The sequence below is a fragment of the Vibrio sp. Vb1755 genome (assembly GCF_033338635.1).
GTDB lineage: Bacteria > Pseudomonadota > Gammaproteobacteria > Enterobacterales > Vibrionaceae > Vibrio > Vibrio alginolyticus.
The window spans coordinates 26,108-50,838 of the sequence record NZ_JAWOTA010000015.1; the positions used below are offsets into that span (position 1 = coordinate 26,108).

The 24,731-nt window shown below is 45.5% G+C and carries 20 protein-coding genes and 4 tRNA genes; 1 reads left to right on the plus strand and 23 read right to left on the minus strand.

Going from position 1 to position 24,731, the window contains the following annotated elements; translation table 11 throughout:
• The 10 genes from R7E00_RS14140 to pncC form a co-directional block, all read right to left on the minus strand.
• Positions 1–73 (minus strand) — tRNA-Arg (locus R7E00_RS14140).
• Positions 74–158: 85 nt separating this feature from the next.
• Positions 159–250 (minus strand) — tRNA-Ser (locus R7E00_RS14145).
• 29 nt (positions 251–279) lie between these two features.
• Positions 280–356: transfer RNA gene (locus tag R7E00_RS14150), tRNA-Arg, on the minus strand.
• Positions 357–387: 31 nt separating this feature from the next.
• Positions 388–479: transfer RNA gene (locus R7E00_RS14155), tRNA-Ser, on the minus strand.
• A 334-nt stretch (positions 480–813) separates the two neighbouring features.
• Complete coding sequence (csrA, locus tag R7E00_RS14160; protein WP_004415691.1) at positions 814–1,011, minus strand: carbon storage regulator CsrA; 198 nt, start codon at positions 1,009–1,011, stop codon at positions 814–816.
• A gap of 92 nt (positions 1,012–1,103) precedes the next feature.
• A complete protein-coding gene (locus R7E00_RS14165; RefSeq protein ID WP_005383803.1) occupies positions 1,104–2,291 on the minus strand; it encodes an aspartate kinase in 1,188 nt (395 codons plus the stop codon).
• 212 nt (positions 2,292–2,503) lie between these two features.
• Positions 2,504–5,086, minus strand: coding sequence for an alanine--tRNA ligase (gene alaS / locus R7E00_RS14170; protein WP_053306770.1), 2,583 nt, complete (start codon positions 5,084–5,086; stop codon positions 2,504–2,506).
• Positions 5,087–5,228: 142 nt separating this feature from the next.
• A complete protein-coding gene (gene recX / locus R7E00_RS14175) occupies positions 5,229–5,696 on the minus strand; it encodes a recombination regulator RecX (RefSeq protein ID WP_005383799.1) in 468 nt (155 codons plus the stop codon).
• 127 nt (positions 5,697–5,823) lie between these two features.
• Positions 5,824–6,867: a recombinase RecA gene (gene recA, locus R7E00_RS14180; protein ID WP_005380874.1), complete on the minus strand. Its 1,044-nt coding sequence runs from the start codon at positions 6,865–6,867 to the stop codon at positions 5,824–5,826.
• 200 nt (positions 6,868–7,067) lie between these two features.
• A complete protein-coding gene (pncC, locus tag R7E00_RS14185) occupies positions 7,068–7,550 on the minus strand; it encodes a nicotinamide-nucleotide amidase (RefSeq protein ID WP_005380875.1) in 483 nt (160 codons plus the stop codon).
• An 84-nt stretch (positions 7,551–7,634) separates the two neighbouring features.
• Here pncC and mutS point away from each other — a divergent pair, with 84 nt between their 5' ends.
• Entirely contained in the window at positions 7,635–10,196 is a 2,562-nt protein-coding gene (mutS, locus tag R7E00_RS14190) for a DNA mismatch repair protein MutS (RefSeq protein WP_033907432.1), read from the plus strand.
• Positions 10,197–10,278: 82 nt separating this feature from the next.
• Here the strand turns inward: mutS and rpoS are convergent, their stop codons facing one another.
• The 13 genes from rpoS to rlmD all read right to left on the minus strand — a co-directional run bounded on the left by rpoS (position 10,279) and on the right by rlmD (position 24,699).
• Positions 10,279–11,265 carry an RNA polymerase sigma factor RpoS gene (gene rpoS / locus R7E00_RS14195; RefSeq protein WP_005380887.1) on the minus strand — a complete coding sequence of 329 codons (987 nt, stop codon included), beginning with the start codon at positions 11,263–11,265 and terminating at the stop codon, positions 10,279–10,281.
• Between the two features lie 80 nt (positions 11,266–11,345).
• On the minus strand, positions 11,346–12,269 hold the full coding sequence (locus R7E00_RS14200; protein ID WP_033907434.1) for a peptidoglycan DD-metalloendopeptidase family protein: 924 nt from the start codon (positions 12,267–12,269) through the stop codon (positions 11,346–11,348).
• Positions 12,270–12,282: 13 nt separating this feature from the next.
• On the minus strand, positions 12,283–12,909 hold the full coding sequence (locus R7E00_RS14205; RefSeq protein ID WP_033907436.1) for a protein-L-isoaspartate(D-aspartate) O-methyltransferase: 627 nt from the start codon (positions 12,907–12,909) through the stop codon (positions 12,283–12,285).
• Positions 12,909–13,685, minus strand: a complete 777-nt coding sequence (gene surE, locus R7E00_RS14210; RefSeq protein ID WP_005380894.1) for a 5'/3'-nucleotidase SurE — start codon at positions 13,683–13,685, stop codon at positions 12,909–12,911. The genes R7E00_RS14205 and surE overlap by 1 nt, the downstream gene beginning before the upstream one ends.
• Entirely contained in the window at positions 13,685–14,728 is a 1,044-nt protein-coding gene (gene truD / locus R7E00_RS14215; protein WP_213908002.1) for a tRNA pseudouridine(13) synthase TruD, read from the minus strand. The genes surE and truD overlap by 1 nt, the downstream gene beginning before the upstream one ends.
• A 45-nt stretch (positions 14,729–14,773) precedes the next feature.
• A complete protein-coding gene (gene ispF, locus R7E00_RS14220) occupies positions 14,774–15,250 on the minus strand; it encodes a 2-C-methyl-D-erythritol 2,4-cyclodiphosphate synthase (RefSeq protein WP_005380896.1) in 477 nt (158 codons plus the stop codon).
• 14 nt (positions 15,251–15,264) lie between these two features.
• Entirely contained in the window at positions 15,265–15,972 is a 708-nt protein-coding gene (gene ispD / locus R7E00_RS14225; RefSeq protein ID WP_213908003.1) for a 2-C-methyl-D-erythritol 4-phosphate cytidylyltransferase, read from the minus strand.
• Between the two features lies 1 nt (position 15,973).
• Entirely contained in the window at positions 15,974–16,255 is a 282-nt protein-coding gene (gene ftsB, locus R7E00_RS14230) for a cell division protein FtsB (protein WP_005380907.1), read from the minus strand.
• 402 nt (positions 16,256–16,657) lie between these two features.
• Entirely contained in the window at positions 16,658–17,959 is a 1,302-nt protein-coding gene (eno, locus tag R7E00_RS14235; protein ID WP_005383785.1) for a phosphopyruvate hydratase, read from the minus strand.
• Between the two features lie 78 nt (positions 17,960–18,037).
• Positions 18,038–19,678, minus strand: a complete 1,641-nt coding sequence (locus tag R7E00_RS14240; protein WP_021034029.1) for a CTP synthase — start codon at positions 19,676–19,678, stop codon at positions 18,038–18,040.
• Positions 19,679–19,883: 205 nt separating this feature from the next.
• Positions 19,884–20,687, minus strand: a complete 804-nt coding sequence (gene mazG, locus R7E00_RS14245) for a nucleoside triphosphate pyrophosphohydrolase (RefSeq protein WP_005383780.1) — start codon at positions 20,685–20,687, stop codon at positions 19,884–19,886.
• A 349-nt stretch (positions 20,688–21,036) separates the two neighbouring features.
• Positions 21,037–23,256 (minus strand): GTP diphosphokinase, encoded by a 2,220-nt coding sequence (gene relA / locus R7E00_RS14250; RefSeq protein WP_005380915.1) that lies wholly within the window; start codon positions 23,254–23,256, stop codon positions 21,037–21,039.
• A gap of 123 nt (positions 23,257–23,379) precedes the next feature.
• The gene (rlmD, locus tag R7E00_RS14255) at positions 23,380–24,699 is read right to left on the minus strand and encodes a 23S rRNA (uracil(1939)-C(5))-methyltransferase RlmD (RefSeq protein WP_053306774.1); all 1,320 of its coding nucleotides are present in this window, start codon (positions 24,697–24,699) and stop codon (positions 23,380–23,382) included.
• Positions 24,700–24,731: the final 32 nt, after the last annotated feature.

The following is a 24,731-nucleotide window of genomic DNA, read 5'->3' on the forward strand; positions in this document are numbered from 1 at the left end:
GCGTCCTGGAGGATTCGAACCTCCGACCGCCTGGTTCGTAGCCAGGTACTCTATCCAGCTGAGCTAAGGACGCGCAGATCTTCTTGCTAAGAAGTTGTGAAGTAAATCACATTCATTTCTTACGAAACAAAAAAAAGGCCATCGGGCCAGTCAATGAATGGCGGTGAAGGAGGGATTCGAACCCTCGATACGGGATAAACCGTATACTCCCTTAGCAGGGGAGCGCCTTCAGCCTCTCGGCCACCTCACCGTTTTCATTGTTATATCTCAAAAGAGATATGGCGCGTCCTGGAGGATTCGAACCTCCGACCGCCTGGTTCGTAGCCAGGTACTCTATCCAGCTGAGCTAAGGACGCACTTTTTGTTGATAAATCAACGTTGCAAGAATGGCGGTGAAGGAGGGATTCGAACCCTCGATACGGGATAAACCGTATACTCCCTTAGCAGGGGAGCGCCTTCAGCCTCTCGGCCACCTCACCGTCTTGCGGAGGCACATATTACGTTTTACCGAAAATATGTCAAACACTTTCTTTGAAAAAATCTACGAAACTGGCTTAACCGTTGCTGATTTAATCAAAGTGACTATTAAACGAACTTTATCACTCTATTATGATGAAAAAAAGAGAGTCTTCTCTGAAAAAAAGACATTTATTTTCAAATAACTTTCTGAAGTTCGAATCAACATTATTGATGAATTCACAGCCATACTCAACACAATAGTTTCTGCAAATTTTCAAAAACAGTAAAAACTAAAAAGGCCAACCCTTCGGTTAGCCTTTTTCATTCAAACTAAGCTCTGTAAACAGGAGCGACTTAGTAGTTACCTGAAGCAACGTTGCCATTGCCTTTTTCAGCTTGAATGCGCATGTAGATTTCTTCACGGTGAACTGAAACCTCTTTCGGAGCGTTAACGCCGATACGCACTTGGTTACCTTTAACACCTAGTACAGTTACAGTCACTTCATCACCAATCATCAGTGTTTCGCCTACGCGGCGAGTCAAAATTAGCATTCTTTGCTCCTTGAGTAATCTCTAAATTTTCTTGCTACAAAGCTATTATCCAACAAAAGTTATATTTTCGTAAACTACCTTGTTAGCGAAAATCAGCCTAAAAAGGCATGTTTTTGTTGAATGTTTAATGCTTCACTAGACGTAATGTAAGCATCATGCAGAATGTTTGCTGCTGTATCCACACATTCGGGTGCTAAAACTAGCATCATAGTGAGTGCATTCGTTGCGCTGAAATTGATCTCAATATCTCGCTTTGCCAACAAATCGCATGCGTGCTCTACCATTCCATTGGCCTCAAGCCCCACTGCGGTCAACAGGCTTACCACTTCACTATTACGGATTTTGTCGCTGAACACCAGATCGAACTTGGCACATGCATCTTGTTTTATCATGATACCTGCCCGTTCTGTTTCCTCGATCACATTCCAAATGTCGATACCCAACATCTGACATTGTTTTGTAGCACTAGATAAATGTTCTTTATCGACTTCGATTATGGCAAGGTCACGTTGAATGGCTATACCAGAGACGGCTTGATTGCCTAACTCCCCCTTTACCAGACTGCCTTCATTAACATCAAATGTCGAAAGCACGCGCAGTGGCACATTATTCTTCCATGCAAATTGCACTGAAGGTAAATGTAATACTTTCGCGCCTCGGCTTGCCATCGCTTCCATGGAAGGAAAATCGATAACCGCCAATTTTCGCGCGTTTTTCACTACACGTGGGTCACAAGTATAAATACCATCAACGTCGGTAAAGATTTGACACTCATCAGCGCGCAATGCGCCTGCCAGTGCCACTGCGCTCGTATCTGAGCCACCTCGACCTAATGTGGTGATATCCCCGTTCTCATTCACACCTTGAAAGCCTGCAACAATCACGATTTGGTCTTGCTCAAGCAATCCCAGAATTGTCTTAGTATCAATGTGTTTAATCGTTGCGTCATTGTGTTGATTATCCGTCACAATATTCGCCTGTGCTCCGGTAAGCGAGCGTGCAGCATGACCCAATTTATTGAGTGTCATTGCTAACAGTGCCATTGACACTTGCTCACCAGCAGAGAGCAAAACATCAAGTTCTCGAGCTGTAGGCACGCTATCTATCTGTTTAGCGAGGTCCATCAGTCTGTTTGTTTCGCCTGACATTGCAGACACGACAACAACAACTTGATTGCCATCATTTTTCGCCTTAATGATGTGTTCAGCAACTTGGTGGATTCTTTCAATTGAACCCACAGAGGTTCCGCCAAACTTTTGCACGATAAGGGGCTTTTTCACCAGTCTTCACCTTCCCAAGACCGAAGTCTCTTTAGAACTGCTTACATCGTCAGTATTTCCTTTTAGAAAAATTATATAAGCAGTAGTTACAACAAAAACCAAATAGCCTAAATGACTCGGTTAACTTTTAGTCAATTAAACCACTTGGCTGCTAAAAAAAATTACGCTCAATCAAAGAAACTTGATTGAGCGTAATTTTAGTAGTTAAAAGCTTATAAGCGCTCTTCTAACCAAGGCTGAACTGTTTTAATTGCCTCTGGTAGTGCGGCTACATCAGTACCACCAGCTTGAGCCATGTCAGGACGACCACCGCCCTTACCACCGACTTGCTCAGCAATCATCTTAACTAGATCACCAGCTTTTACTTTACCAGTTAGATCTTTAGTCACACCAGCAATCAGGCCAACCTTGTCACCTGTTACGTTAGCAAGCAGTACGACACCAGACCCCATTTGGTTCTTAATGTCATCAACCATAGTACGTAGGTTCTTGCTGTCAGCGCCTTCAAGAGCTGCGACTAGAACTTTTGTACCATTGACTTCAACCGCTTTGCCCATGATGTTAGCGCTTTCTGCTGCCGCCATCTTATCTTTTAGCTTCTGCACTTCTTTCTCTAGCGCTTTTGCTTTCTGTGCAGATTCTGCCAGTTTCTCTTCGTACTTCGCGTTTTGAGCTTCAATCGCGTCTAATGCAGCCTCGCCTGTTACCGCCTCAATACGTCGAATACCTGCAGCAATGCCGCTTTCTGAAGTGATTTTGAATAGGCCAATATCACCTGTGCTTGATGCGTGAATACCACCGCAAAGCTCTGTCGAGAAGTCACCCATAGACAGTACGCGTACTTCGTCATCGTACTTCTCACCAAACAGTGCCATTGCGCCTTTCTTCTTAGCAGACTCAATGTCCATCACGTTGGTTTCAATCGTGTGGTTGCGACGAATTTGCGCGTTAACTAGACGCTCAACTTCTTTCAGTTCTGCTGCAGTTACGGCTTCTAGGTGTGAGAAGTCGAAACGTAGGTTGTCTGCCTTCACCAATGAGCCTTTCTGCGTTACGTGCTCACCTAAAACTTGGCGTAGTGCTGCGTGTAGCAAGTGCGTTGCTGAGTGGTTTAGAGAGATAGCTGCGCGACGCTCTGCGTCAACGATAGTTGCTACTTCATCACCTTTCGCTAGAACGCCTTCTGCCATTACACCGTGGTGCGCGATTGCGTTACCTAGTTTTTGAGTGTCCTCAACGCGGAATACACCAGACTCAGTACGGATTTCACCAGCGTCACCACACTGACCGCCTGACTCTGCGTAGAATGGTGTTTCACCAAGTACGATGATTGCTTTGTCGCCCGCAGATAGCGAATCTACTTCGTTGCCTTCAACGAACATCGCTGCTACAGAACTAGAGCCTTTAGTACCTGTGTAACCACAGAATTCTGTTTGCGTATCAACTTTGATTGCTGCGTTATAGTCAGTACCGAAGTTACCCGCTTCACGCGCACGTTGACGCTGCGCTTCCATCGCTTTCTCGAAACCTTCTTCGTCGATTGCGAACTCACGCTCACGTGCTACGTCGTTAGTTAAGTCAGCTGGGAAGCCGTAAGTATCGTAAAGTTTAAATACGGTTTCGCCGTCTAGTACTTTACCGTCTAGGTTATCTAGTGCTTCGTTTAGAATCGCCATACCGCGCTCAAGTGTACGACCAAAGTTTTCTTCTTCGATACGCAGTACTTTTTCAACCACAGCTTGTTGACGCTTCAGCTCTTCACCAGCCGTACCCATGATGTCAGCTAGAACGCCAACCAACTTGTGGAAGAATGCACCTTGTGCGCCCAGCTTGTTACCGTGACGAACTGCACGACGGATGATACGGCGTAATACGTAACCTCGACCTTCGTTTGAAGGCATAACACCATCCACGATCAGGAATGAACATGAACGGATGTGGTCAGCGATAACGCGTAGTGATTGGTTTGATAGGTCTTCGTAACCGATCACTTCTGCTGCTGCTTTGATAAGAGCTTGGAATACATCGATTTCGTAGTTTGAGTGAACGCCCTGCATGATTGCAGAGATACGCTCGATACCCATACCAGTATCTACCGATGGTTTTGGTAGCGGTTCCATAGTGCCGTCTGCGTGACGGTTGAACTGCATGAATACGTTGTTCCAGATCTCGATGAAACGGTCACCATCTTCTTCAGGCGTGCCAGGACGGCCACCCCAGATGTGCTCACCGTGATCGTAGAAGATTTCAGTACATGGACCACAAGGGCCAGTGTCGCCCATTTGCCAGAAGTTATCAGACTCGTACGGCTTGCCGCCTTCTTTATCACCAATGCGAACAATACGATCAGCGGGTACGCCAACTTTCTTGTTCCAGATGTCAAACGCTTCGTCATCGGTTTCGTAAACAGTTACCAATAAACGATCCGCTGGCAGTTTAAGAACTTCGGTTAGGAATTCCCAAGCAAAGGAGATCGCATCTTCTTTGAAGTAATCGCCAAAGCTGAAGTTGCCTAACATTTCAAAGAATGTGTGGTGACGAGCAGTAAAGCCAACATTTTCTAGGTCGTTATGTTTACCACCAGCACGTACGCAACGCTGAGCCGTAGTCGCTCGAGTGTAGGCTCGTTTTTCTAAGCCTAAGAAACAATCTTTAAATTGGTTCATACCTGCGTTTGTGAACAGCAGGGTTGGGTCGTTATGTGGAACTAACGATGAACTTTCTACGATTTGGTGTCCTTTGCTCTCAAAGAACTTGAGGAACGCGTTACGAACCTCATCAGTGCTCATGTACATGCAGCTCTTCCTGAAAATAGTCGAGTTAGAATTTTGCCGTATTGTAGATCATGCAAACAGCTGAGACTAGTTTTCTTGAGGAAAAGAGGGAGTAGGAGAAAAAATTTGAAGCAAAACAAAAATCAGTGCGGACGACTGACCGTTAATCTTCGTCCTCAAAGTTCAGCGCGTAGCTGATTTGGTCAAAACTGTAGCCGCGATACTGCAGAAAACGAACTTGTTTTGCGTACTCTTTTTGGTCTTTGGCTTTAATACCTTTGAATTTCTTTTCTGCCGCCTGTTTAGCCAGTTCAAACCAATCTTGCGGCTCTTCAGCCATAGCTTGCTCAATCACCGATTCCGCAACACGCTTCTGGTTTAACTCTTGACGAATTCGACGCTCTCCATGTCCTTTGTATACATGCTGTCTAATTTGACTCTTCGCGTAACGTAAATCATCTAAATAGTTATGGTCTAGGCAAAAATTAATTGCGATGTCGATGTCTGATTCTTCATAGCCCTTCATCGATAATTTTTGGTAAAGCTCATACTGACCATGATCGCGACGGCTAAGCAATTGTATAGCAGCCTCTTTGCTCGATAATGTTGGCGCCTGGCGTTTTTGGTACATGATGATCCTAAAAGTATTTTTGCTGTACAGGCTCTCAATGGCCTTTGTGATAATTCGATTTTTGATTTCAATAGATACAACAAAGCCCCGCATTGCAGGGCTTTGTCATTTATTAATCTATGAGAGATTAAAACTCTTCAGCTTGCTCTGGCGCTTCACCAGCTTCAGGCGCTTCCGCAAGTGCTGGCGCTAGCAACATTTCACGCAGTTTTGTATCGATAGTTTTAGCCACTTCAGGGTGCTCACGCAGGTAGTTACATGCATTCGCTTTACCTTGACCAATCTTATCGCCATTGTAGCTATACCAAGCACCGGCTTTTTCAACTAACTTGTGCTTCACACCTAGATCGACAAGTTCACCTTCGCGGTTAAAGCCTTGGCCGTACATGATTTGTGTGTTTGCTTCTTTAAATGGTGCTGCAATCTTATTCTTAACAACTTTGATGCGCGTTTCGTTACCTACGACTTCGTCACCTTCTTTGATTGCGCCAGTACGACGGATATCTAGACGAACAGAAGCGTAGAACTTAAGTGCGTTACCACCTGTTGTTGTTTCTGGGTTACCAAACATCACACCAATCTTCATACGGATTTGGTTGATGAAGATACACATACAGTTAGACTGCTTTAGGTTACCCGTTAGCTTACGCATTGCTTGAGAAAGCATACGTGCTTGCAGACCCATGTGGCTATCGCCCATTTCGCCTTCGATTTCTGCTTTCGGTGTTAGCGCTGCAACAGAGTCGACAACCATAACATCGATAGCACCAGAACGTGCAAGTGCGTCACAGATCTCTAGCGCTTGCTCACCTGTGTCTGGCTGAGAAACTAGCAATGCATCGATATCTACGCCAAGTTTCTTCGCGTATACAGGATCTAGAGCGTGCTCTGCATCGATAAACGCACAAGTTTTGCCTTCACGTTGCGCAGCAGCAATAAGCTCAAGCGTTAATGTTGTTTTACCTGAAGATTCTGGGCCGTAGATTTCTACGATACGACCCATTGGTAGACCACCAGCACCCAAAGCGATATCAAGAGAAAGAGAACCCGTTGAGATGGTTTCTACGTCCATTGCGCGGTTATCACCAAGGCGCATGATAGAGCCTTTACCGAATTGCTTTTCAATTTGACCTAGCGCAGCGGCGAGCGCTTTCTGTTTGTTCTCGTCCATTACTTTCTCCGATTTATTCATCTTCTTTGGGCGACGAATAGTAATTCATTTTTCTTAAGCAGAAGAACTGCTCAGCAATGAAAGTTATTATACTGTTGATTCATACAGTGTCCATACCTGTATGAAAAAAATTTGGCTGACCTAAAGTCGTGATTTGCTCTAGCCCTTATCAATGCTGGGCTAAAACAATTTAAGAAATTCTAGAGTAGATGTTGATACAATTGAGTCAGCGCATGCTCGACCGCTTTTTTGCGAACTTCTGCACGGTCACCAGTAAAATGCATGGTTTCGACTTGCTGCCAACTTTGGTTATCAGCAAAAGCAAAGCAGACCATGCCGACTGGTTTCTCTTCACTGCCACCCCCCGGCCCTGCAATACCACTGATGGACACACCGATGGTCGCATTGGAGTTTTTCATTGCACCCTGTACCATTTCAATCACAACTGGCTCACTCACTGCACCATGCGCTTCTAACGTTGAAGCTTGCACACCAAGCATCTCCATTTTCGCTTCATTACTGTAGGTGACAAACGCACGGTCAAGCCACGCTGAACTACCAGCAATGTCAGTAATGGCGGTTGCAACACCACCACCAGTGCATGATTCTGCGGTCGTTAAAAGATGCCCGTGTTTAGCCAATAATGCGCCTAAATCGGCACTCAATTTTGTTGTTTTTTCCATAGCCAAAATGCCCTTTGTCTCTTTTTACTTGATAGGGATTCACGTATCCTAAGCCGCTACGGAAATAAACAAAAGAACTTACCTGTGAAAGCTGAACAAAAACACACTCCGATGATGCAGCAATACCTCAAGCTAAAAGCTGAGAACCCAGAGATTTTGCTGTTCTACCGCATGGGCGATTTCTACGAACTCTTTTACGATGATGCCAAGCGAGCTTCTCAGCTTCTTGATATTTCATTGACCAAACGTGGTGCGTCTGCAGGTGAACCTATCCCAATGGCGGGTGTGCCATTTCACGCCGTAGAGGGCTACCTGGCAAAACTTGTTCAGCTTGGTGAGTCTGTGGCGATCTGTGAACAGATTGGCGATCCGGCCACCAGCAAGGGCCCAGTAGAACGTAAAGTTGTGCGTATCGTTACACCAGGTACTGTGACGGATGAGGCGCTGCTTTCTGAGCGTGTCGATAACTTAATCGCAGCAATTTACCATCACAACGGTAAGTTCGGTTATGCGACGCTGGATGTCACCTCTGGTCGCTTCCAACTGACAGAACCAGAAACTGAAGAAGCGATGACAGCCGAGCTTCAACGTACCGCACCACGTGAGCTACTGTTCCCAGAAGATTTTGAACCTGTACATTTAATGGCGAGCCGCAATGGTAACCGTCGTCGCCCAGTCTGGGAGTTTGAGCTTGATACGGCTAAGCAACAACTCAATCAACAATTTGGCACAAAAGATCTGGTTGGTTTTGGTGTAGAACATGCGTCCTTAGGGTTATGTGCTGCTGGTTGTTTGATCCAGTACGTAAAAGATACTCAACGTACGGCTTTACCTCATATTCGCTCTTTAACGTTTGATCATCAGGATCAATCCGTCATCCTTGATGCTGCTACCCGACGTAATCTGGAAATTACTCAAAATCTAGCAGGCGGAACCGATAACACGCTAGCTGCAGTACTCGACCATTGTGCAACTCCGATGGGCAGCCGAATGCTGAAGCGTTGGTTGCATCAGCCTATGCGTTGCATTGAAACGTTAAACAATCGTCTTGATGCAATTGGTGAGATTAAAGAACAAGCTCTGTTTGCCGATCTTCAACCAACGTTAAAGCAAATTGGTGATATTGAACGTATCTTAGCGCGCCTTGCATTACGCTCTGCTCGCCCTCGCGATATGGCTAGACTTCGCAATGCCATGCAACAGCTACCAGAGCTAGAATCTGTCACCGCTTCTTTGACCCATCCGTACCTAACGAAATTGGCGAAGTATGCAGCTCCGATTGACGAAGTATGTGACCTGTTAGAACGCGCGATTAAAGAAAATCCGCCGGTTGTTATTCGTGATGGTGGCGTCATCGCTGAAGGCTACAATGCGGAGCTCGATGAATGGCGAAAATTGGCAGACGGTGCAACAGAATATCTTGAGCAGCTTGAGCGAGATGAGCGTGAACGACACGGTATCGATACGCTTAAAGTAGGCTATAACAACGTTCATGGCTTCTTTATCCAAGTGAGCCGTGGCCAGAGCCATTTGGTTCCACCGCATTATGTACGTCGCCAAACACTCAAAAACGCTGAACGCTACATCATCCCAGAGCTTAAGGAACACGAAGACAAAGTACTTAACTCGAAATCTAAAGCGTTAGCACTTGAGAAACAGTTGTGGGAAGAACTGTTTGATCTATTGATGCCAAACCTTGAGAAGCTGCAAAACCTAGCTTCTGCTCTGTCTCAACTAGATGTATTACAAAACCTTGCAGAGCGTGCAGATTCGTTAGATTACTGCCGCCCAACGCTTGTGAAAGACGCAGGAATTCACATTCAAGCTGGCCGTCATCCAGTCGTAGAACAAGTAACAACAGAGCCGTTCATCGCGAACCCAATTGAGCTTAACCCAGCCCGTAAGATGTTGATCATCACCGGTCCAAACATGGGTGGTAAATCAACCTACATGCGTCAAACTGCGCTGATTGCATTGATGGCACATATCGGCTCTTATGTACCGGCAGAATCCGCACAGATTGGTTCTTTAGATCGTATATTTACTCGTATTGGTGCATCAGATGATCTTGCATCTGGCCGCTCGACCTTCATGGTAGAAATGACCGAAACAGCCAATATTCTTCACAACGCAACTAAGAACAGTTTGGTGCTAATGGATGAAATCGGACGCGGTACTAGTACTTACGACGGTCTGTCTTTAGCTTGGGCAAGTGCGGAATGGCTCGCAACACAAATTGGTGCGATGACCCTATTTGCAACTCACTACTTCGAATTAACAGAGTTACCGAACCAACTGCCAAACTTAGCGAACGTTCACTTGGATGCCGTAGAGCATGGAGACAGCATTGCCTTTATGCACGCAGTTCAAGAAGGTGCGGCAAGTAAGTCTTACGGCTTGGCTGTTGCGGGCTTAGCTGGCGTACCAAAAACGGTCATCAAAAATGCGCGTAACAAGCTATCTCAGCTAGAGCAACTGGGGCAAAACAGTGACACACCGCGTCCAAGTGCAGTAGATGTGGCTAACCAGTTGAGCCTGATTCCAGAGCCTAGCGAGGTCGAACAAGCTCTGTCAGGTATTGATCCTGACGACTTAACGCCACGCCAAGCTCTTGAAGAGCTGTATCGCTTGAAGAAGATGCTGTAAACAGACTCACACCGACGAGCAAAAAAGAAAAAAGGCTATGGGGAACCATAGCCTTTTGTGTATCTAGTGAAATACGGATTACTTAATCGTCTTCTACGTTAAACAAGTTTTCCATATTCAAACCTTGTTTGATTAGGACTTCACGAAGACGACGTAAACCTTCCACTTGTATTTGACGTACTCGCTCACGTGTCAGACCAATCTCTCGACCAACTTCTTCCAGCGTCGAAGGCTCGTAGCCTAGTAGGCCGAAGCGACGTGCAAGCACTTCTTTCTGTTTCGGATTCAACTCTTCTAACCAATGAATCAACGATGATTTGATGTCGTCATCTTGAGTCGAAACTTCTGGATCAGAGTTGTTTGCATCAGGAATAATATCCAGCAGCGCTTTCTCACCGTCACCACCGATTGGCGTGTCGACAGAGCTAATACGCTCATTAAGGCGTAACATTTTGCTTACGTCTTCGACTGGAATATCTAATTGAGCAGCAATTTCTTCTGCGGTCGGTTCGTGATCGAGCTTTTGAGAAAGTTCACGCGCAGTACGCAGATAAATGTTCAGCTCTTTCACTACGTGGATAGGTAGACGGATCGTGCGAGTTTGGTTCATCAACGCTCGCTCTATCGTTTGTCGGATCCACCATGTTGCGTAAGTAGAGAAACGGAAACCACGTTCTGGGTCGAATTTTTCGACCGCTCGGATCAAGCCGAGGTTACCTTCTTCAATCAGATCGAGTAGTGCTAGACCACGGTTACTGTATCGACGAGAAATCTTAACAACCAAACGTAGGTTACTTTCGATCATACGTTTGCGTGCCGCTTCGTCGCCACGTAGGGCGCGTCTTGCGTAAAGCACTTCTTCTTCGGCAGTAAGTAAAGGTGAGAAGCCAATTTCGCCCAAATACAACTGAGTTGCATCTAAGCTTTTACTGCTCGCGTCAAATTCTTCACGCGCAGTCGCTTTGCTTTCTGTGGATGATGATCTTTCGAGTTCGTTATCAATGGTCTTCACTGACGCATTGTCAAATGCAAACTCTTCAACTTTGGTTACTGTGTTGCTGATACTCATAACGCCTCCCCCTGGCGAGTTAGCAAGACATGACAACTCAATATGTCGCTAAATGATGTCGCAAGTTGTTTTTCAAAGTTTTAAGGCAAATAGCGTTTTGGATTCACTGATTTACCTTGATAGCGAATTTCAAAGTGTAGTTTGACCGACTTTGCACCTGAACTACCCATGGTGGCGATTTTTTGTCCGCTTTTTACGCTTTGTCCTTCTGTGACCAGCAGTTTGTCATTATGTGCGTATGCGCTTAAATAATTGTCGTTATGCTTTACTATAATTAAGTTGCCATAACCTCGTAGCGCATTGCCTGAATAAACGACTGTGCCGGCTGCGGTTGAAACGATAGGTTGACCACGCTGTCCTGCGATGTCGATACCTTTATTTCCCTGTTCTCCCGCCGAAAAGTTCTTGATTACTCTCCCTTTTGTTGGCCACAACCACTTTGAGACTTTATCACTCTTTACTGTGGTAGTTGGCGATTTTTGCTTCACTTTTTGGTTGTCTTTTGAACCAACATACTCCTTTGTTTTCGATTGTTCAACCTTCTTTGGAGGCTGTTTTTGTACGACTTTAGGCTTAGTCTCTGTAGGTTTTTGACTAGAGTTTTTACTCGAAGGTTTAGGTTTAGAGGCTGTTGATGTTTTCGTCACTGGAGCTGGGGGTGTCGTAACAACAGGAGCCACAACGGGTTCAACTTTTTGACCATATTTAGGGGCGACATATTTCGGAGCCCAAAGTTTTAGCCTCTGTCCTGGGTAGATAGTGTAAGGCTGAGTTAACTCATTGTAACGAACAAGATCATTTACATCTTTATCTGTGACATAAGCTATGAAGTAAAGTGTATCGCCTTTTTTTACCTCATAATAACTCCCTCTGTAACTCCCTCTTTCAAGGCTTGAATAGTCTTTTTTTAGGCTAGAGACAGGTGCAGGGGAATGCGCTGCACAACCAACTAGTCCTGCAGCAAACACAAAGCTAATACCAATATGACGTAGTAACTTATTCACCTATCCCTAACCCTTAAGCTAAATCACCCGCAACCAGAGGTACGAACCGAACCATTTCTACAACGGTAGAGAGATATTCGTCTCCCTTACGCTCTATTTTTAATAACTGTTGTTCCGTATCTCCAACAGGAATGACCATTTTGCCGCCATCTCTTAATTGTGAGAGAAGAGCTTGGGGAATCACTTCAGCGGCAGCGGTAACAATGATAGCATCGAAAGGACCTCTCGCTTCCCAGCCCTGCCACCCATCAGCATGCTTAGTTGAAACATTGTAAATATCCAATTGCTTCAGGCGACGCTTTGCTTCCCATTGCAACGATTTAATTCGCTCAACGGAGTATACATGATCAACAATTTGCGCCAGTACCGCAGTTTGATAACCCGATCCCGTTCCGATTTCCAGAACACGACTCGCCGATTCTAGCTCAAGCAACTCGGTCATACGAGCAACGATATAAGGCTGAGAAATAGTTTGTCCCTGACCAATTGGTAACGCATTGTTATCATAGGCTTGGTGCATCATCGCTTGAGAAACAAAGCTTTCTCGTGGCAAGCGTTGGATAGCATCCAGAACTCTTTGGTCTTTGATGCCACTGGAGATAAGAAACGCTATCAACCTGTCAGCATGTGGGTTACTCATTACTTCTCTTCCTTTAACCAACTATCCATAGCACGCAGCGACTCGTGAGCGGTGAGATCAACTTGCAGAGGCGTCATTGAAACTCGGCCATGCTCAATTGCATAAAAGTCCGTGCCCTCTCCTGCATCTTGCTCCTTTCCTGGTGGCCCTAACCAATAAATGTCATGGCCTCTCGGATCTTTCTGCTTGATCATATTCTCTGCGTGATGACGTGCACCTAAACGCGTAACTTCAATTTCACCTAAATTCTCTGATGGTAAGTCAGGCACGTTTACGTTCAGTAGACGATTCGTTGGAATCGGCGACGCTAAATGCTGTTGTACAATTTGACGTGCAATTTTAGCGGCGGATTCGAAATGTCGCTTACCCACTAGTGAAAAAGCCACCGACTGAACGCCAAGGAAATGACCTTCCATGGCGGCTGCTACTGTTCCAGAATAAAGAACATCATCACCCAAATTAGCGCCATGGTTGATTCCTGACAGAACAAGATCAGGCAAATCATCTTTCATTAGCTCATTCAGCGCGAAATGCACACAATCCGTGGGCGTGCCTTGCACTGAGTAGATATTTGGGGCAATTTCAGTCACGCGTAATGGTTGTTCTAATGTGAGTGAATTCGAAGCACCTGAACGATTTCGATCAGGTGCGACAATGGTCACTTCGGCGATATCTCTCAACTCATCAGCGAGGGCATGAATCCCTTGTGCATGAACACCATCATCATTGCTGATTAAGACTCTTAAGGGCTTCGGGTTTCGTGAATCCTGTTCCATTAGTATTCTCTTTCTACTTCAACCTCATTAACTAACTCACGAACAATAGAGGTCGCAAAAGATCCCGCATCCAGTGAGAAAGTCAGCGTAATGTTGTTACCTTCAACCGTCCAAGCTAAATCTTTTGGCTTCAGCGCAATATCGCGACGATCGTGGCGCATGCGATTACCACGAATCAGCGCCATGAGGTCAGGCTCTTCGTCTAAAAACGGTTGCTCTAATGCCAGAGCCTCGGCTTGAGTAGGCAGTGCATTATCGCCAGCAAGCGCAGCGGTAATTGCCGCTTCACCTTGTGCAAATTGCACTTGCAAATCAGTGATGTTGTTTGCATCAATCAACTGAGTGCCAGAATTCGTCTGTGCAATGTCACCATCAATGAACTTATCAAACACACCATTCTCTAGACGAGCTGAAACGATGCGGTTGAAAATCCACGAACGAGCCGCTGATAAATACATGCTGCGCTTGTTTTGATTGCGGGTACGAACGTTTTCGCGTCCCCATCGACGTGCTTCTTCAAGGTTGTTACCATCGTTACCAAAACGCTGACTACCAAAGTAGTTTGGCACGCCAACTTGTTTCACTTTTTCAAGACGTTGCTCTACATCCGCTATATCTGTCACTTCAGACAAAGTAACCACGAACTCGTTCCCTACTAGGTCACCAGGACGCAGTTTTTTATTGTGACGATCTGTTGCAAGGATTTCGATACTTGGGTATTGAGCCAAAAACGCTGAAAAATCTGGCGTTTCACCTTTCGGTAAATGGACACTTAACCACTGTTCCGTCACCGCATGACGGTCTTTAAGACCCGCCCAGCTAACGTCTTTCGACTTAACACCACAGGCTTTTGCTAACTCGTTAGCAACGAAGCTGGTGTTCTCGCCCGTTTTACGGATACGAACCATTAAGTGCTCGCCTTCGCCCGTAAAGGCAAAACCTAAATCTTCGCGAACCTGAAAATGCTCTGGCTGCGCTTTGATTTTTGCCGATGCAATTGGCTTACCTGTTAGGTAAGCCAATGAAGATAAAATGTCTGACATGATGTGTTTCCGCTGATATCACAGCTTAGAGGAGCAAATTGCTAGTTATTGCTTAAACAGAAGTACAACGGCTTCCGTTGCAATGCCTTCTTTGCGTCCAGTAAAACCGAGACGTTCTGTCGTCGTCGCTTTTACGTTAATGTTACTAATATCGGTTTCTAGGTCTTCGGCAATCGCCGCACACATTGCGTCAATGTGTGGTGCCATTTTAGGCGCTTGTGCCATGATGGTTACATCAGCATTGCCAAGACGGTAGCCTTGCTCTTTGACTCGACGGTAAACGTCTTTCAGTAGTTCACGACTGTTTGCGCCTTTCCATTTATCATCCGTATCTGGGAAATGACGACCAATATCGCCGGCAGCAATCGCGCCCAACAGAGCATCCGTTAACGCATGCAACGCTACATCGCCGTCTGAGTGTGCAATCAAACCTTGCTCATAAGGGATTGCTACACCACCAATAATGACAGGGCCTTCACCACCGAATTTATGTACATCGAAACCATGACCAATTCGAATCATTTTCTATCCTTTCTTTATTCGCCGCGCTCACGGCTTAGATAAAACTCGGCTAACGCAAGGTCTTCTGGCTGAGTGATTTTTATATTGTTCGCATTCCCTTGAACTAAGGCTGGCTTCTCGCCTAACCACTCCAAAGCCGAGGCTTCATCAGTAATAGTTACACCCTGTTCTAATGCGTCAGCCAGTGCTTGAGTAAGCTGCTGAGTTTTAAACATTTGTGGAGTAAGTGCATGCCACAATGCTTCTCTATCTACCGTATGTTCGATATCTTGTACTGCGTTTGCTCGCTTCATTGTATCTCTCACAGGAGATGCGAGAATGCCACCCGTTGAGCGGGCGCAGCAAACATCAATCAAACGGTCAATGTCGGATGTTAATACACATGGCCTTGCAGCATCGTGGACTAACACCCACTCGCTTTCCAGATGCTCATTGACATAGTTTAGCCCTGATAACACAGAGTCTGCTCTTTCTTTACCACCAGCTACACGAATCACATCTGGGTGCTTAGCAATGGACAATTCTGGGTAATATGGGTCGCCGTCAGTAATGGCAACGACCACCTTAGAAATATTTGGGTGAGAAAGCAGTTTCTCTACGGTATGTTCCAGTACCGCCTTACCTTCGATCAATAAATATTGCTTAGGGCGATCTGCCTTCATTCTGCTACCCACACCAGCAGCAGGCACAATTGCGATATGCGATGAGTTCATATCCAACATTTTAATGGTTTTCCTCACCTATAATGCGGTAAAAAGTCTCGCCATCTTTAACTAAACCGAGCTCATGACGCGCACGTTCTTCAATCGCATCAAGACCTTGCCTTAAATCATCAATCTCAGCGAACATTTCATTGTTGCGAGCTTGTAGCTTGCTGTTCACTTGTTGCTGAACTTCAATTTCATCTTTTACTGTGTAGTAGTCAGACACTCCGTTTTTACCAAACCATAGAGTGTATTGAAGCAAGCCAAACAGTAGCGTAAGGGCTATAACAAAGATTCGCATATCGCTGCTAACATTCTGTACCGGAAGGAATTAGATAAGGTGACATATATAGCATAAATGCGAGGTTGCCTCTAGGGGAGAAAGGGAGACTCACACGCTCCTTACAAGAAATAAGCAGCAAAATGAAACAAGCTCATGGGAAGCGAACCTTACCCATGACCAAAGTAAGAGCCAAAAATACAAACCTATAAATACAAAAAAACCGCCGTAGCGAGGGTTTCAAAAAGCTATTTAGCGAAACTTTACTCAGTAAGAATTAAGCTTGATCTTTAACTTCTTTAAGACCGCTTCCTTGAAACATGGAGGAGCGCGCTCACTTAGCGCTTCCGTTATATAAAAAAACACCCCGCCAAAGCAGGGTGTTTTAAAAGCTTTAAGTTAAGCTGCTAATTCAGTGAAGAATTAAGCTTGACCTTTAACTTCTTTAAGACCGTTGAAAGGAGCGCGCTCACCTAGAGCTTCCTCGATACGGATTAGCTGGTTGTACTTAGCAACACGGTCAGAACGGCTCATAGAACCAGTTTTGATTTGACCTGCTGCTGTACCTACCGCTAGGTCAGCGATAGTTGCATCTTCAGTTTCGCCAGAACGGTGAGAGATTACTGCTGTGTAACCTGCGTCTTTAGCCATCTTGATTGCAGCTAGAGTCTCAGTTAGAGAACCGATTTGGTTGAACTTGATAAGGATAGAGTTAGCTACGCCTTTCTCGATACCTTCAGCAAGGATCTTAGTGTTAGTAACGAATAGATCGTCACCTACTAGTTGAAGCTTGTCACCTAGTAGTTCTGTTTGGTGCTTGAAGCCATCCCAGTCAGACTCGTCTAGACCGTCTTCGATAGAAACGATTGGGAATTGGTTAGCTAGCTCAGCTAGGTAGTGGTTGAACTCTTCAGAAGTGAAAGTTTTACCTTCGCCTTTCATGTTGTAGATGCCAGCTTCTTTGTCGAAGAACTCAGATGCAGCACAGTCCATAGCTAGAGTTACGTCTTTACCTAGTTCGTAACCAGCAGCTGCAACAGCTTCTGCGATAACTTCTAGAGCTTCAGCGTTAGATTTAAGGTTAGGAGCGAAACCACCTTCATCACCAACTGCAGTGCTGTAGCCTTTAGACTTAAGAACTTTAGCTAGGTTGTGGAATACTTCTGCACCGATACGTAGACCTTCTTTAAGAGTCTTAGCGCCAACTGGTTGGATCATGAACTCTTGGATGTCAACGTTGTTGTCTGCGTGCTCACCACCGTTGATGATGTTCATCATTGGTAGAGGCATAGAGAACTGACCAGCTGTACCGTTTAGCTCAGCGATGTGCTCGTATAGAGGCATGCCTTTCGCAGCAGCAGCAGCTTTAGCGTTTGCTAGAGAAACCGCTAGGATAGCGTTAGCACCGAATTTAGATTTGTTTTCAGTGCCGTCTAGTTCGATCATTACTGCGTCGATTGCAGCTTGGTCTTTAGCGTCTTTGCCAACTAGAGCTTCAGCGATTGGGCCGTTTACAGCTTCAACTGCTTTAAGAACACCTTTACCTAGGAAACGTGCTTTGTCACCGTCACGTAGCTCAAGAGCTTCGCGAGAACCAGTAGATGCGCCAGATGGAGCTGCCGCCATACCTACGAAACCGCCTTCTAGGTGTACTTCAGCTTCTACAGTTGGGTTACCACGTGAGTCGATGATTTCACGACCTAGAACTTTAACGATCTTAGACATTAATGTTTCCTCTCGTTTCAAATATAAATGTCAATCTTAAAGGGCAGCAGCACAACCTTCGCCGCCGCCCGTATCCTTTTACTTCTCGAATTCGCCGCGTGCGTTTTGGCCCGCAGCCTTAACAAAACCTGCAAACAATGGATGTCCATCGCGAGGAGTCGAGGTGAATTCTGGGTGGAACTGAGCCGCTACAAACCATGGGTGAGCTGGGTTCTCAATCATTTCCACTAACTTCTTGTCCGCAGATAGACCTGATACTTTTAGGCCTGCTTTTTCGATTTGCGGACGAAGCACGTTATTCACTTCGTAACGGTGACGGTGACGTTCATGGATCGTCGCGCTACCGTACAGTTCACGAGCTTTAGTCCCTTTCTCTAGGTGACACAGCTGTGAACCAAGACGCATCGTACCGCCTAGGTCAGACTTTTCAGTACGCTCTTCTACGCTACCTGATTCGTCTACCCACTCTGTGATCAAACCTACCACAGGGTACTTAGTCTCTTTGTTAAATTCTGTTGAATGTGCACCTTCCATACCCGCAACGTTACGCGCGTATTCGATTAGTGCAACTTGCATACCCAAACAAATACCTAGGTAAGGCACGTTATTTTCACGTGCATATTGAGCCGCACGGATCTTGCCTTCAATACCACGATCGCCGAAGCCACCTGGTACTAGGATTGCGTCCAAACCTTCTAGAAGTTCAACGCCTTTTGTTTCGATATCTTGTGAGTCTACATACTTAATTGTGACGCTTAGACGGTTTTTCAAGCCAGCGTGTTTAAGCGCTTCGTTCACAGATTTGTATGCATCTGGTAATTCAATGTATTTACCAACCATACCGATGGTTACTTCACCAGTAGGATTTGCTTCTTCGTAGATAACCTGTTCCCATTCAGAAAGGTCTGCTTCAGGAGCAGTAATACCAAAGCGAGCACACACAAGGTCATCTAGCCCTTGAGATTTAATCAACTGAGGGATCTTGTAGATAGAGTCTACATCCTTCATTGAAATTACTGCTTTTTCTGGAACATTACAGAACAGTGCGATTTTTTTACGCTCATTCGCAGGAATAACGCGATCGCTACGGCAAACTAGGATGTCTGGCTGAATACCGATAGATAGAAGTTCTTTTACAGAGTGTTGCGTCGGCTTAGTTTTCACTTCGCCCGCTGCCGCTAGGTAAGGAACAAGTGTTAGGTGCATGAACATTGCGCGCTCACGGCCTAGCTCAACAGCTAGCTGACGAATCGCTTCCATAAATGGTAGTGATTCGATATCACCAACAGTACCGCCAACTTCAACAATAGCCACATCATGGCCTTCAGAACCTGCAATAACGCGATCTTTGATTGCGTTAGTGATATGAGGGATAACTTGAATAGTTGCGCCTAGGTAGTCACCACGACGTTCTTTACGAAGTACGTCGGCATAAACACGACCTGCAGTGAAGTTGTTACGCTTGGTCATCTTGGTACGGATGAAACGCTCGTAGTGACCAAGGTCAAGGTCAGTCTCTGCGCCATCTTCTGTAACGAACACTTCACCGTGCTGAGTAGGGCTCATTGTGCCCGGGTCAACGTTGATGTAAGGGTCAAGCTTCATCATAGTCACTTTAAGACCACGAGCTTCTAGAATAGCCGCAAGAGATGCTGCTGCAATACCTTTACCTAGAGAGGATACAACCCCGCCAGTAACAAAAATGTAATTTGTCGTCATGTTTAACCTGAAATTGGTTGAATGAGGGAAATGGAGTGCTTCTGGACGGGAGATAAATATACCAGAAGCTCCTTACCGCCACAACGTGAAATCTATCACACCGTAATTTTTTATTTTTTGCTTCAAATCAAAGTGAGCAAAGACAAACCAAAGTCCGTTTTCGTGTAACCAAACAAGCTGACCTTATATTATGTATTCTGCCAGTTTACCTCTGCCTCGATTCTTCTTGTTTTACTTCATCCCAAAAATGGTCAAGTTCTGATAAAGAACAATCTGTAAGTACTTTGCCTGACTGCTGAACCTTGCCTTCAACTTGTTTAAAACGTCGCGCAAACTTTACGTTTGCTTTTCCTAGCGCGACTTCTGGGTTTTTATCAAGGTGGCGAGCCAAATTGACAGTCGCAAATAGCAAATCACCGAGTTCCAACTCAACTTTCTCTTCATCGGGCTGAACTTGCAGTGCCTCTTCCATGACTTCGTCAATTTCTTCTCGTACTTTATCGACAACCGGGCCAAGTGAATCCCAATCAAACCCAAATTTTGCACATTTTTTCTGAATTTTTGTAGCACGAGAAAGTGCCGGTAAAGAGTTTGGTATTGAGTCTAGGATACTTTCTTCCGCTTTGCCTACTAGGGCTTTTTCTTTTGCTTTTTCCGCTTCCCAGTTCGCGTTAATTTCCTCGTCAGATTCAAACTCAACATCTGAAAAAACATGCGGGTGGCGACGAGTCAGTTTTTCGTTCACGGTTTCGACGACATCCGAAAAGTCGAACAGCTCTTGCTCTTTCGCTAGCTGACTGTAAAAAATCACCTGAAACAACAAATCCCCTAGCTCTTCTTTTAGATTGGGCCAATCTCGATTTTGAATCGCGTCCACCACCTCGTAGGTTTCTTCTATTGTATGCGGAACGATGGTGTCAAAGGTTTGTTTTAAGTCCCAAGGGCAACCGTTTTCGGGGTCACGCAGCTTCGCCATGATTTGTTCTAACTGTTCAATTGGATGACTCATTTTTTGTTCCTTTAAACCTTTCTATTAAAGAAAAAGGTGAGCAGCCAAAACCACTCACCTTCTACATTATATTTTCTCAGCAGCTTTCACTAAGTAATTGTTACTTTGACAAGGCAACAAGTTTTCGCGACTCCTGAGCATAGCCTACTATGTGATGCCCCTGAGCCGGCACGTCGGAATAAGTGCAGCTAACGCAGATAAAAAGCCAAATATGACGCAAGTGTAACTCTGTAAATAGTTGAAGTTGTAGCTAGGCGACAAACAAACGAGACTCCTGAGCATGGTTCACCATGTGATGGAGCGAGTGCGTGCAGTCAACAACGCTACAACGATAACTATGACGAGAGTTTTAGCCGAGGCGTTTCACCGTCATGACATCCTTGATCTGTTCCACACGTTTCGAAACCCGCGAAAGCACCTCAATATTGGTGACTTCTAGGTCAAAGTCCATGATGGCAAGTTGACGTCTGTAGTCGACTCGGTTCTTCATACTGGTCACTTTGATCTTTTCGTTGGCGAACAGTGTCGTAATGTCTTTGAGTAGACCACCTCGCTCCATCGCTTCAACACGCACGGTGAGGATGTATGACCCCACAAAGCCGCTGCCCCAGACTGTATCGATGATGCGCTCTGGCGCATGATGGCGCAGTTCTTCTAGCTGTTCACAGTCACTACGGTGTACTGAAATCCCACGACCTTGCGTTATGTAACCAGAGATATCGTCACCTGGAATTGGCTGACAGCAACGTGCTAGATGTGTCATTAGGTTATCGACGCCTTCTACTACAACTGCGTCTTTTTTCGGTCGGCTTTGCGCGGGTGATTTATGCTCAGCTTCTTGCAGTTTTTCCAGTGCTTGTTGATCTTCTTCCTCTGCCGTTGGCTTGTTAACTAACGCGTTGATATGGTTAATTATTTGGTTGATACGCAAATCACCGCTACCTACACCAACATACAATTCATCTGGTGTTTTGACGTTAAACCGCTTGAGGGCGTAATGCTCTGCATCTTTTAACGTTGCGCCAATTTTGGCTAACTCATGCTCAAGGATTTCACGACCTGCTTCAAGGTTCTTCTCACGGCTTTGTTTTCGGAACCAGGCGTTAATTTTGGCACGCGCACGACCAGAATGAACGAAGCCTAATGATGGGTTTAACCAGTCACGTGATGGGTTAGGTTCTTTCTGAGTGATAATCTCGACTTGGTCACCCATATGTAATTTATGCGTGAATGGCACAATACGACCTCCGACTTTGGCACCGATACAACGGTGTCCCACTTCGGAGTGAATGTGATAGGCAAAATCTAGCGGCGTTGCCCCCATTGGCAAATCGACAACATCACCACGTGGTGTAAAGGCATAAACACGGTCATCAAAGACTTGGCTACGCAGCTCATCGAGCATTTCGCCAGAGTCAGACATTTCTTCTTGCCAATCCAGTAGCTTACGCAGCCACGTGATCTTCTCATCATAACCGCTTCGGCTGCTTGCCCCTTCTTTATATTTCCAGTGCGCGGCAACACCCAGCTCCGACTCTTCATGCATTTGCTTGGTACGAATCTGGATCTCGATGGTTTTGCCTTCTGGCCCTAGAATTACGGTATGGATCGATTGATAACCGTTTGGTTTAGGGTTAGCAACGTAGTCATCAAACTCGCTCGGTAGGTGCTTGTATTTGGTGTGAACTACACCCAAAGCCGCGTAACAGTCTTGCAGTTTGTCTGCGATGATACGTACTGCTCGAACATCAAATAGCTCATCGAATGCCAAACTCTTCTTCTGCATTTTTCGCCAAATGCTGTAGATGTGCTTAGGTCGACCACTCACTTCGGCATTGATGCCCGACACTTCCATTTCGTGCGTGAGGTCTTCAACAAAGTCTTTGATGTACTGTTCACGAACGATGCGTCGCTCAGAAAGCTGCTTGGCAATTTGTTTGTAAGTTTCCGGCTGTTGGTAGCGGAAAGCGTAATCTTCAATTTCCCATTTCAGCTGACCGATGCCTAATCGGTTTGCTAGCGGCGCATAGATGTTGGCACACTCTTTTGCCGCCGCACGTCGAACTTCATCAGGCGCTTTTTTAACTTCAATAAGGTTACAAATTCGCTCCGCAAGCTTGATAACCACGCAGCGGAAGTCATCCACCATGGCAAGCAGCATGCGGCGTACGTTATCTACCTGAGATGACGCTGCACTGCCTTCCATGTTGACGTTGAGTTGGCCAATAGCAGCCATTTCTTCAACGCCGTCGATTAATTTTATGATTTCTTTGCTGTATTTCTCTTCCAGAATTTCTCTGTTAAAAGCACCACTTGAAACCAAAGGAAACAGTTGAGCAGCCACTAAAGTGGCTTGATCCATAGACAAGGTGATCAAAATTTCGATCATTTCTCGTCCACGCCACAACAACAGCTCCGCTTGCTCGTTATCAGCTAATACCGTCTGGCAATCTCGATATACTTCGATTAAGCGTGAGGCTGTGTTTTTCTCTTGTCCTAGGCTAGCCACCCAGTTTTCGAGTTCAAACTGTTCATCTTGGTTTAAATGCGCGCTTCTTACCGCAACCATCTCATCATCCTAATTATTATATTCGTGTGGTTTGACTAACACCGTCCAGGTTAGTTCTTTTTACCGCGCGTACACGCTGGCTTTATGACCACCCACCACAAATAAGGGGTCAAAGTCCTAAAGTTAGGACTTTTCAAACAATGCCATCGATTCTAGATGACTGGTATGAGGGAACATATCCAGCATACCTAATTTAGTTAATTTATAGCCTTGCTCTATCAAGCTTTGACTATCCCTAGCAAGGGTAGCAGGATTACAAGAAACATAAACTACACGCTGTGCGCCAAGCTCAGAAACTTGATCGATGATCCCACTCGCTCCCGCGCGTGCCGGGTCTAATAATACTTTATCAAACCGCTCTGCGGCCCAGGCTTGGCCTTCAAAATCTTGCTCAAGGTTAGCGTGATAAAATTGCGCGTTATTGATTTGGTTCAAAGATGCATTGTTTGTGGCTTTTTCTACCATCTCTGCAACACCCTCTACTCCAACCACGTACTTAGCTAATTTCGCAACTGGTAAACTAAAGTTGCCTAAACCACAGAACAAATCTAACACTCGGTCACTCTTTTGTGGGTCTAACCACTCAACCGCTTGTTTGACCATTTGTTGGTTTACACCTTGGTTTACTTGAATAAAGTTATTTGGTGCAAAAGGGATTTTCACTCCAACTTCTTGATAAAAAGGCATATCGCCTTCGATAAGGTCTAATTGTTCTGTCGATGGCATTAAGTACAACGATGCGCCATGACGTTTTGCCAACTCCGTTAGAGATTGAGTTTCACTCGTTGTCAGAGCGCTCAAGTGGCGCAGCGTAATACACGGCCCATTATCACCAAGTACCAGCTCTACATGACCCAATTGTTCAGGCTTTTTGAACGCTTTTAGGGCTGAGTAAATCTCTGGCAGCAAAACATTCAGTTCCGGTGCCAGCACTGGGCAATCGGTTACTTGCGCAATTTGCTTACTCTGCTTTTTACGGAAACCAAAATGTAGCTGACGGTTTTTTTTATCAACAAACAAGCTCACTCTCGCACGGCGACGGTAGGCCTGCGAATCTCCCAATAACGGGGCATCTAGTTCAATGTCACTGCCTGAAAATTTTCGCATTAGCTGACGCAACGTTTGCTGTTTGTACGTCAATTGTTGGTCATAATCTAAGTGCTGCAAATCACAACCACCGCACTCATGATAATGTGGGCAAAATGGCTCCACACGAGCTTCACTCGGCTTAAGGATTTTAATCAACTTACCGCGAGCGTATTTGCTCTTTTCTTCCACCAATTGAGTGACCACCTCCTCACCCGGCAGTGCTCCATCGATAAACAATGGCTTCTTTTTGAGGTAAGCAATGCCTGCGCCGTGGTGATCTAAACGCTCTACTTGCACTGCTTGGTGCCGAGTATTGAGTTGGGTTTTCTTTTTCGGTTGAAAGATGCGTGCCATGCTCTGTGCCTGATTTATGTGTAATTGCTCTT

Bases quoted from the DNA above. Each gene is read 5' to 3' on its own strand.
- mazG (WP_005383780.1), bottom strand. From the start codon at position 20,687: ATGAGTCATCCAATTGAACAGTTAGAACAAATCATGGCGAAGCTGCGT.
- ispD (WP_213908003.1), bottom strand. From the start codon at position 15,972: ATGTTGGATATGAACTCATCGCATATCGCAATTGTGCCTGCTGCTGGT.
- eno (WP_005383785.1), bottom strand. From the start codon at position 17,959: ATGTCTAAGATCGTTAAAGTTCTAGGTCGTGAAATCATCGACTCACGT.
- truD (WP_213908002.1), bottom strand. From the start codon at position 14,728: ATGTCAGACATTTTATCTTCATTGGCTTACCTAACAGGTAAGCCAATT.
- csrA (WP_004415691.1), bottom strand. From the start codon at position 1,011: ATGCTAATTTTGACTCGCCGCGTAGGCGAAACACTGATGATTGGTGAT.
- ispF (WP_005380896.1), bottom strand. From the start codon at position 15,250: ATGATTCGAATTGGTCATGGTTTCGATGTACATAAATTCGGTGGTGAA.
- relA (WP_005380915.1), bottom strand. From the start codon at position 23,256: ATGGTTGCGGTAAGAAGCGCGCATTTAAACCAAGATGAACAGTTTGAA.
- rlmD (WP_053306774.1), bottom strand. From the start codon at position 24,699: ATGGCACGCATCTTTCAACCGAAAAAGAAAACCCAACTCAATACTCGG.
- recA (WP_005380874.1), bottom strand. From the start codon at position 6,867: ATGGACGAGAACAAACAGAAAGCGCTCGCCGCTGCGCTAGGTCAAATT.
- R7E00_RS14205 (WP_033907436.1), bottom strand. From the start codon at position 12,909: ATGAGTAACCCACATGCTGACAGGTTGATAGCGTTTCTTATCTCCAGT.
- pncC (WP_005380875.1), bottom strand. From the start codon at position 7,550: ATGGAAAAAACAACAAAATTGAGTGCCGATTTAGGCGCATTATTGGCT.
- ftsB (WP_005380907.1), bottom strand. From the start codon at position 16,255: ATGCGAATCTTTGTTATAGCCCTTACGCTACTGTTTGGCTTGCTTCAA.
- R7E00_RS14240 (WP_021034029.1), bottom strand. From the start codon at position 19,678: ATGACGACAAATTACATTTTTGTTACTGGCGGGGTTGTATCCTCTCTA.
- rpoS (WP_005380887.1), bottom strand. From the start codon at position 11,265: ATGAGTATCAGCAACACAGTAACCAAAGTTGAAGAGTTTGCATTTGAC.
- alaS (WP_053306770.1), bottom strand. From the start codon at position 5,086: ATGTACATGAGCACTGATGAGGTTCGTAACGCGTTCCTCAAGTTCTTT.
- recX (WP_005383799.1), bottom strand. From the start codon at position 5,696: ATGTACCAAAAACGCCAGGCGCCAACATTATCGAGCAAAGAGGCTGCT.
- surE (WP_005380894.1), bottom strand. From the start codon at position 13,685: ATGGAACAGGATTCACGAAACCCGAAGCCCTTAAGAGTCTTAATCAGC.